Raw genomic sequence first — 8,173 nt, forward strand, 5'->3', positions numbered from 1 at the left:
ATTTCAATCCACGCTTCCCGCGAGGGAAGCGACAGTGCGGTAAAGCTATCCCCTAATTACCGCACACAGAAGTATGGTTTCCGCGAACCGGAATTTTCCATATTCCTTTATCGAGGAATTTCATATGTTTTTCCTTTGGGCGCTTGGGGTTCGCGCTTAAAGGATCATAGTATCATTGGGATCGTATCCTTTCTTTGTTCCTATATGAATAATTTTATTTTTATAATGATTTCCCAGGTTATAAAAGCGCAGGCTGTCTGCATTTTCATCAATCAGTTCCTTAAGCTGCGCTCTCATCTGCACTGCCTGGGCTTCATCCACACTGCATTCAAAAACAGAATTCTGCACCCGCTGTCCGTGGGCCGTGCAGCATTTGGCCACCTGCCGGAGTCGTTTCCGTCCTGCAGCGGTAGTGGTATTGACGTCATAGGTCACAAGGAGAAGCATGGTATCACTTCCAAAGAAAAGGGGGATATCCGTCCAGATCATGACGAATATATCGAGCCAGAAGAAGAGCCTGTACATAGGGAATGAGTCCCCAGGCCATTTTTTCCTGCAGGAAGGGATGGGTAATAGTGTCTCTTTTCCTTTTCTGCCATTCAGTAAGAAGAGTTTTCCGCCCTTCCTCGTTGAGCCATACGGCCCCATCCTCTTTCAACTCGAAGTTCTTCGCTGAAATCATACGGTCATTTACGAGGGTAAGAGCGAAGCGGTCAGCACAGATGCTTCGGAGTTCTTCCATCAGGTCCAGTGCCAGAGAAATCCTTCCGGGGCGGTCCCGATGAAGGAAGCCAGCATAGGGATCCAAACCGGCTGCTTCCAGGGCAGAGGCACAGTCATGAGCCAGAATGGTGTAGGTAAAAGACAGGATGGCATTCATGCGATCCAAAGGCGGTCTTTTATTCCTTCCCCGGAAATAGAAATGTTTCTTGTCCTGCAGGATAAGGCTGTCAAACAGGGAAAAATAGCTCTGGGCTCCATTTCCTTCTATGCCCCGCAGTTCTTCCAGCCCGGAAGCTTCAGACGCACAGACAGCAGCATTCTGCAGTTCCCGGATATGGTCATGAAACAGGTCCTTATCCACGCTGAGGGGATGATCCCGAAGGGCTCGCATAAGTACGGCACGTGCGTTCAGAATTTTTCCTGCAATCATGGATCTGGCAATGGCCAGGCTTTTTTCTTCATCATCAGAAATCCGGTATTGTTCTTTACGAAGAAATATATTCCCTTCCGATATGCCGCAGGCCCTTGCCAGGAATCGGCCATTAGGTGTAAGAAAAGAGAAGCCTATGCCACGCTTTACACATTCACCAAGGAGTGCCGGACTGGCACCCTTATGGCTGAAATCAAGGATGCTCTCCAGGTTGATGAGCGGTATCTGTGCGGCTTTTTCCTGTCCTTTCCAGGCTTCTATGTTCCCATTTTCCAAAGAAAGGTAGAGGTCGTCAGATGTGACAAAGAGGGTATTCAGTAGTTTTCTCATACATTTTCCCCCTCCTTCAGTGCCCGTTCCATATAATTTTGAGCGGACAGGTTTCTGCAGAGTTTAGGGATACACAGGTTTTTCAGGGAGCAGGACTGACATTTCTTCGATGTCTTCACTTTAGGAGTATATCCGCGTCGGAAATACTCATGCATTTCCTTTGCCGCCTTTTCCACTCTTTCACGAAGATCATCGGTCAATTCTACTTTCCGGCGCCGTCGTATTTCGTTATAAAAGATATATCCAAAGGGGATATGGACTCCCAGCATTTCTTCCAGACAGATTGCTTCCAGGCAGAGCTGGCATATATCGGAATCATCATTTTTATCCTTTCCCCTTTTATACTCTATGGGTACCACGTCCCAGAGACCGCGGTGCCCATGAATAACTGCACCGCCGCTGTCAGCAGCATGGAATTCCACTACATCACACTGACCAGTCATTCCCATATGGGCAGAGGACACCCTGAGTCCTCTTGTAACAAGGACACCCGGTCGTTTTTCTACAAAGCTGTCCTTATGGGCATTCCGGTGCATCACTTCTCCTTCTGCAGTAAGCCTGTTTTCTCCCCACTGTTGTTCCACATGAATGAGTGCCCACTGGCGCCGGCAGAAGACGAAGTGCTGGATACCGGAAATCATGAGATAATCTTCTTCCCGATAACTCATATCATACGCTGGCAGGTCACGCCCTGGGGAAGGTCATCTGTATCCACGGTGACTTCATAATCATCGTAAGCTCTCGGTACTCGGGCCGGGTCTTTTTTCTGTACATGAATTCTTTCAAAGAGCTTGTAGGAAGGAGCATTTCCCAATTCACTGTCATGCTTGAATACGATGAGCTCCCGTACCGCCATATTTCCTCTGGCCGCAGAGTGATCGTTTTCAAACATATTGATAATTGCCTTCCAGAGGAGTTCCAGGTCTTCCTCAGAAAAGCCGGTAGATTTTCTAGCAAGGTTGGCCGATACATATCCTTCTGCCTGGTACAGTGCATAGGGAACGATGAATTTGCGTCCTATTTCAGTGGATTTATTCTGAGCATCTTTAGTGGTAGTTATAGCAACGCGGGTAATAGTTACTTCCTGCGGCGCAATAGGATCTATGCTCCTGGCAAAACCAAGCTGCACCGGTCCTCTCACCTGTCCGCAGTTCAGGGCCCCTTTTACAAAGGTTGTCATGACTGCACCGAAGGTGCGGATATCATAATAATTGCTGCACATGAAATTCCTGATTTTCACATCGGCATCGGGATCCTTTTTCTTCACATCCTTGATGTCGCTGATACCGATATAGTCCAACGCTTCCCGATCGCTCTGTTCCAGAGGCACGTTTTCCCTGATATAAATACGAAATCCTTTTTCTCCTTCCTTGGCTGCTTCCACATAATTACGGATTTTCCTTTTCAGGCATACATCGGTGACAAGGCCCAGTCCTGTTTCCGGATCTACCCGGGGAAGATTCCCTGCATCAGGGTCACCGTTGGGGTTGCCATTGGTCACATCGAAGAGAATGACGAAATCATACCGGTTGTGAATTGCTTCTGCCATTTTATTTTTCCTCCTTTTTACCTGCATATCTTGCTTGGGTTTCCTGATAGTAGCCGAGAACGAAAGCTCCCTGTTCATCCAGTGTCAGCCGATGGGGAAGCGGAGTTCCCTTGTCTGGCATGGTAATCTTATCCATGAGCATACCCAGTTTTTTCTTGAAATAAACTGCCCGAGGCCGATCCAGTTTCCCAAGGTGGGCATTGGCCAGTTTCCAGAGCACAGGAAATACAGAGGCTGGTGTAGCGCAGGCAGAATTAAAGTACCGGTCTTTGATGGTGCTGTTGATGTCGGGATTGGCACTCTTCTGGATATTTTCCAGCACGGAGAAAAGCCGCCCCAGTACATAGGAAATGTCATTGCAATTTTCATTCACTGCCATTTGAATTTTTCCCTCCCATTTCATTCCACAATTTTTTAAAAGATAAGCTTTTACCATGGCCGCTTTCACATAACTGATTTTATAAACTGCCGGCTTTCCGCCGACTGCTTCCTCATCACGGTCTGAGAAAATGCGGCGCAGTATATTTTGAAAAACAGCTTCCGGGTATCTTCCATCCATAAAGACCGCCTTCATCAGACTTCCAGCTAGCAGCGGAGAAGAAGCGGAATCTCTGGAATGAGGATTCGCCGTGGCTTTCAATACTCGCCACAGGGGGATACGATCCTTTTCCCAGGAAGGATGAATAATTTTCATCCGTTCTTCATGAGCTGCCATATGTTTCAAGACATTGCCGAAAGTATTCCACAGAAAGAACCGGACGGAAATACGGGCTGCATTGGGCGCCAGCCCCAGGATATAGAAAGGCTCGTCAGGATTCATGGTGACGCCATTGATATCTGCTGACTGCCCTTTCTTCATATGAGTCAGAATATCATCCAGCTCCCTATCCGTCAGGCCGCCATCATCATCACCCGTCATCCCCAGGAAGCAGTTCTGGTAAGCTTCTTCCGCATGCTCCGACCAGTATACCACAGTAGTATTTCCCATCACCTTGGCATGAGTCCTGTCCGCCAGAAGAAAATTCAGAGCTGTCCCATAGGCATTGGCCGCTTCTTCACTCACCGGTGCATTCTTTCCCTGCTCTCCGTCATGACCGTAAGAGCAGAAAGCAGGCGCATTGAAGGAAACCAGATTTGCCCCGCTGCTCTGTGCGCCAAGGACTCCCTTGATTTTGGGATGAAGCGCCGCTATAGGTTCATTCTTTTTCCCTGTAATGAGACACTGCCCTCTTTCTTCATTTCCTTCTTTTCCTCCAGCTTTGAAATAGGCATTCCAGGCCTCACGGATTTCCGGGATTTCTACAGCGTCCCGATCTCCCACCTGAATGAGAAAATTAGCACCATCAAGGATATCTTCCAGATTTCTTTGAATCAATGGATATTCCCGAGCTTTATCTACATTCCAATGGTCAAAATAAGACAGAATAGCCCCGGCTTCCTCAGAACAGCAGCCATCAAGAATCTGATGATGGAGAGCTTTGGCCGCTTCAAAGCATTCCTTTGTTCTCTCAGGCTTTCCCTTATCGTCAACTCCCAGAAAATAACTGGAATTATCGCAGAGGAAATTGGCCTTCACCCCTGAAGCCCGGATAGAAGGCAGTGGAACAATCATTTCTGAAGGAATTTCTTTTTCCTTCTTTCCGCGGAGCACCTTTTTTCGAGCCGATACGATACCTGTAAGCTTTCCTGAATTATCAAGCACCAGGCGGTGACTTACCTTAGCTGTTCCCCAGCCTTCTTTGGCTACCTTTCCCTGTTGGCTTAATTCTTCATATAAATGAACCAGCGATTGAAGTATCATCTATGCACCTCGCAGTTCCGGAGATTCAAGACTCCTTTCTCCAATCTGGCATGGAAAAATTCAGGAATAATATTTCCCTTATCAGAAAAATCCATATCGTAGAGCATGTAACCCAGGTCCCTTGTCTCCGGGTAAGGCACCACAGGCTCATCATCTTCTACAAGACGAAATCCTGCCGGAAATTCACGGCATCCCAGATAAGGCTGGTGATAGCACTGCCCTTTCCGGGCTCTCCGGCAGAGCATTTCCCTGAACTTTCCCGGATTATCGCTGGCATTGGCCTTGTCCGTCATTTCAAAATGAACATGAATGCAGTACTTTACATTCTTCAGTATTTCCGCCGCCCGCTGCTGGATGTCCGCCTTCGTGCAAAGATACATATCTCTGCCGCTTTTAGCGCTATTTGTGACAGAAGATGCCAGCACCTTCGACTTTACCTCGTTACGCCTGATATTCGTATACCGGATAGGGCTTAAAAGATCGATTTCATCGATGATATACTTTAATCCAGGATGCCAGAAAATCGCTTCCACCAGCCCCCGGGCCGCCGAGGGAGTCATCATATCGTAGGAAACGCGCTCAACTTTCATTTCCGGTCTGGTAAAACAGGCATAGGGTCCCCAGCATTCAATTTTTACTCCATACGCCATAGTATCCTCCTTTCAACATTTCATCATTCAATCTATGTTAATCATAATACATCATGTTTCAGGTGTCACGATACAAACAAAATTGTATAAAATGTTCTGCAATCATGATGATATCCTCTACGTTTTAAGCGCAACGTATAGAAATACTTATGCAATGCTGCATGTAAGAGAAAAAAGCGAGGCATCTCGCCCATTTCTCTTACCACATAATGCCGACTCCTTCTGTTTCCTCCACTTTCAATCCAATCCTGTCATCATAGAATTGTGGATTCACCAGATAAGCCAATTCCGTATCCCCTTCAAAATAAGCAACAGCCCCCTGAGTCAGTAGAATTGAAAAAGGAGACGGGGAATGACTGTCCGCATAATAAGTTACATTGACAATGTACTGACCAGCTTCCCTCATCAGATCCCGGGTACGGATTCCCTTTTTTAACTGTTTCATAATTTCTTTTGCCCGATCATCCAAAGGAATAAATACAGACCTTGTATTGTTCTGAATGAGTTTGAATTTTTTCCCGATATCTTGAAAAGCCAGTTTCTGAATATCTCCTGTAATATCCATTCTGTCCATATTTTCTTCATTGTTTTTGTACCAGCTGATGTAATAAGATTTAATGGATTCCGGTTCTGCCACATGGCATACTCCGCAGGATGCAAGGACCAGTTCTGTTACCTGTTTCTCTTTTTTCATAAACCGGCTCTTAATTTCTTTTTCCGTTCGGAACACATGAACAATACTTTCAGAAGGGCTTTGCTTTCCCTCTCTGTTGCATCGGCCGGCTCCCTGTATAAGGCTGTCAAGGCCTGTATACTCCAAATAGGCTGCAGGAAAATCCACATCTACGCCTACAGAAATAATACTTGTCGAAACTGTTCGGCAGGGAAGCCCTTCTGCCAGTCTCTTTTTAATTTCAGCAATCACCTTTTTCCGATGAGCCGGGCATAGATTCGTAGAAAGATAGAAACTGTCCCCATCTTCTAAACGGCTAAAAATCTCCAAAGCTTCTTTCTTTGTAGACGCGATACAGAGTGCCTGCCCGTGTCCTTTTATTTCTGCCGCTATCTCGTCATAGGTTTTTTCTCCATCAACTTGATAGATGACTCTGTTGAAAAAACGATATAGTTCAGGAATGTTTTCCATAATCTCTTCTGGCTGCAGTGTCATATACTGCCCCAATTCCGGCTGGGTTGCACTGCAGAGAACAGCACTGCATCCATACTGTTGTACCAATTCCTCCAGCGCTTTCAAGCAGGGCTTTAAAAAATCCAGGGGCATCATCTGTGCTTCATCAAAGATAATGACGCTGTCTACTATATTGTGCAGCTTACGGCATTTGGACGTCCGGTTTCCATAGAGGGATTCCCAGAATTGTTCATTGGTTGTAATCACAATCGGGGCGTCCCAGTTTTCTGATGCCAGTTTCATTCGGTCTGCAAGAGATTCTTCCGTTCCATCGTAATCCACATTGCTGTGGCTTTCCAGCACATTGTCCTTTCCCAGAAAATCTTTAAAAATTTCTGCCGTCTGTTCAATGATGGACAAATAGGGAATCACATAAATAATCCGTCTTTTATGATTTTTTACAGCCTGTTTCATGGCAAAAGCCATGGATGAAATCGTCTTGCCACCACCGGTAGGAACGGTCAAGGTATACAGACCGGATTCGCTTTCTCCTTTCTTCATGCATAGAGAAAGAATTTCATATCGTTTGCTGTTTATTTTGGTTTGAGGATCTAAATATCCCCGGCTTTTCAGCTGGGTGAAAAAGCGATCAGACAATTCCTGTATGGAAAGAAAATGACCGCGTTTTTTTGTTCCCTGGGACATAAAATATTCTGTATCTAAAAAATCGGCATCTACCAGGCAGGAAAATAACATTCGCGTCAGCATCATGCCATCAGCCTGATTTTTGCTGTACTTTCTGAAGTTTTCCACCGGAATCTTATTACCCATAAATCCATGATCTGCAATAAATTCATATTCCGGAATATCATTCTTCATACGGCTCCAAAGCGTAGCCTCATGAGGCGGATCGATTTTCGTTCCGGCATTGGGAAGTCCGGCATGGTGTCCGGCTATACAGAACGCCCCCGCCACAGCTGCAGGTCCTAATTCTTTTTGATGTTTCCATAAGAATTGGGCTCCAGCAGTAGAATGATCGCCGCCTTTCTTTTTCTTTCCTCGGATATAGGCCTGGAACAGGGTACTGTACTTCCCGATGTCATGATTTTTCGCCGTCAGTATCGCAGTCTCTTTCATGCCAAATGGTTTTGCAAAAAAGCCAGCCAGTTTCGCAGTACCATCCAGATGATCTTCCAGCGTCTGCACTCGTTCGTTTTCCAGATGTCCGATAAATTTGCTCATCGTATCCTCCTGCTTTTTTACTTTGCCTTCAACCTGAAAATCTATTTTCTTTTATTATACAAATTTTATATGACAGGAACTGTCTTTATAAAATAATATAAAAAAATTCTTATACTACATTCTTAAAAAGATTTGATAAACACGTCTGTCCGAACCTATCACCTATCCATAATAAAAACCCTGAAAACCAGATTCTCTCAAATCTGATTTCCAGGGTTTTGGCAGCACTGCTTTTTATTTCTATTTCCCGGGAAAAATCACTTTTTCCCCAGTTCTTCCAGGTCCATCATGGCTTTATACACCATGTCGAAGGTAATGTCAT

7 protein-coding genes are annotated in these 8,173 nt (G+C 45.6%); all 7 read right to left on the reverse strand.

The features are described 5' to 3' along the window. Positions 1–156: 156 nt before the first annotated feature. Positions 157–489 carry a CRISPR-associated endonuclease Cas2 gene (gene cas2, locus ACI4N7_RS06185; RefSeq protein ID WP_439732481.1) on the reverse strand — a complete coding sequence of 111 codons (333 nt, stop codon included), beginning with the start codon at positions 487–489 and terminating at the stop codon, positions 157–159. Next, positions 452–1,483 (reverse strand): type I-C CRISPR-associated endonuclease Cas1c, encoded by a 1,032-nt coding sequence (gene cas1c, locus ACI4N7_RS06190; protein WP_439732482.1) that lies wholly within the window; start codon positions 1,481–1,483, stop codon positions 452–454. The genes cas2 and cas1c overlap by 38 nt, the downstream gene beginning before the upstream one ends. Then, positions 1,480–2,151 carry a CRISPR-associated protein Cas4 gene (gene cas4, locus ACI4N7_RS06195; RefSeq protein WP_439732483.1) on the reverse strand — a complete coding sequence of 224 codons (672 nt, stop codon included), beginning with the start codon at positions 2,149–2,151 and terminating at the stop codon, positions 1,480–1,482. The genes cas1c and cas4 overlap by 4 nt, the downstream gene beginning before the upstream one ends. Then, positions 2,148–3,032 carry a type I-C CRISPR-associated protein Cas7/Csd2 gene (cas7c, locus tag ACI4N7_RS06200; RefSeq protein WP_439732484.1) on the reverse strand — a complete coding sequence of 295 codons (885 nt, stop codon included), beginning with the start codon at positions 3,030–3,032 and terminating at the stop codon, positions 2,148–2,150. The genes cas4 and cas7c overlap by 4 nt, the downstream gene beginning before the upstream one ends. 1 nt (position 3,033) lies before the next feature. After that, positions 3,034–4,833, reverse strand: a complete 1,800-nt coding sequence (cas8c, locus tag ACI4N7_RS06205; RefSeq protein WP_439732485.1) for a type I-C CRISPR-associated protein Cas8c/Csd1 — start codon at positions 4,831–4,833, stop codon at positions 3,034–3,036. Next, complete coding sequence (cas5c, locus tag ACI4N7_RS06210) at positions 4,830–5,483, reverse strand: type I-C CRISPR-associated protein Cas5c (protein WP_439732486.1); 654 nt, start codon at positions 5,481–5,483, stop codon at positions 4,830–4,832. Before cas5c ends, cas8c begins: the two co-directional genes overlap by 4 nt. Positions 5,484–5,682: 199 nt before the next feature. Beyond that, positions 5,683–7,851, reverse strand: a complete 2,169-nt coding sequence (gene cas3, locus ACI4N7_RS06215) for a CRISPR-associated helicase Cas3' (protein WP_439732487.1) — start codon at positions 7,849–7,851, stop codon at positions 5,683–5,685. Positions 7,852–8,173: the final 322 nt, after the last annotated feature.

The organism is Dialister sp. (assembly GCF_051885895.1).
Lineage (GTDB): Bacteria > Bacillota > Negativicutes > Veillonellales > Dialisteraceae > Dialister.

Excerpts from the sequence above, each read along its gene's own strand:
- cas2 (WP_439732481.1), bottom strand. The coding sequence starts at position 489 with ATGATCTGGACGGATATCCCCCTTTTCTTTGGAAGTGATACCATGCTT.
- cas1c (WP_439732482.1), bottom strand. The coding sequence starts at position 1,483 with ATGAGAAAACTACTGAATACCCTCTTTGTCACATCTGACGACCTCTAC.
- cas4 (WP_439732483.1), bottom strand. The coding sequence starts at position 2,151 with ATGAGTTATCGGGAAGAAGATTATCTCATGATTTCCGGTATCCAGCAC.
- cas7c (WP_439732484.1), bottom strand. The coding sequence starts at position 3,032 with ATGGCAGAAGCAATTCACAACCGGTATGATTTCGTCATTCTCTTCGAT.
- cas8c (WP_439732485.1), bottom strand. The coding sequence starts at position 4,833 with ATGATACTTCAATCGCTGGTTCATTTATATGAAGAATTAAGCCAACAG.
- cas5c (WP_439732486.1), bottom strand. The coding sequence starts at position 5,483 with ATGGCGTATGGAGTAAAAATTGAATGCTGGGGACCCTATGCCTGTTTT.
- cas3 (WP_439732487.1), bottom strand. The coding sequence starts at position 7,851 with ATGAGCAAATTTATCGGACATCTGGAAAACGAACGAGTGCAGACGCTG.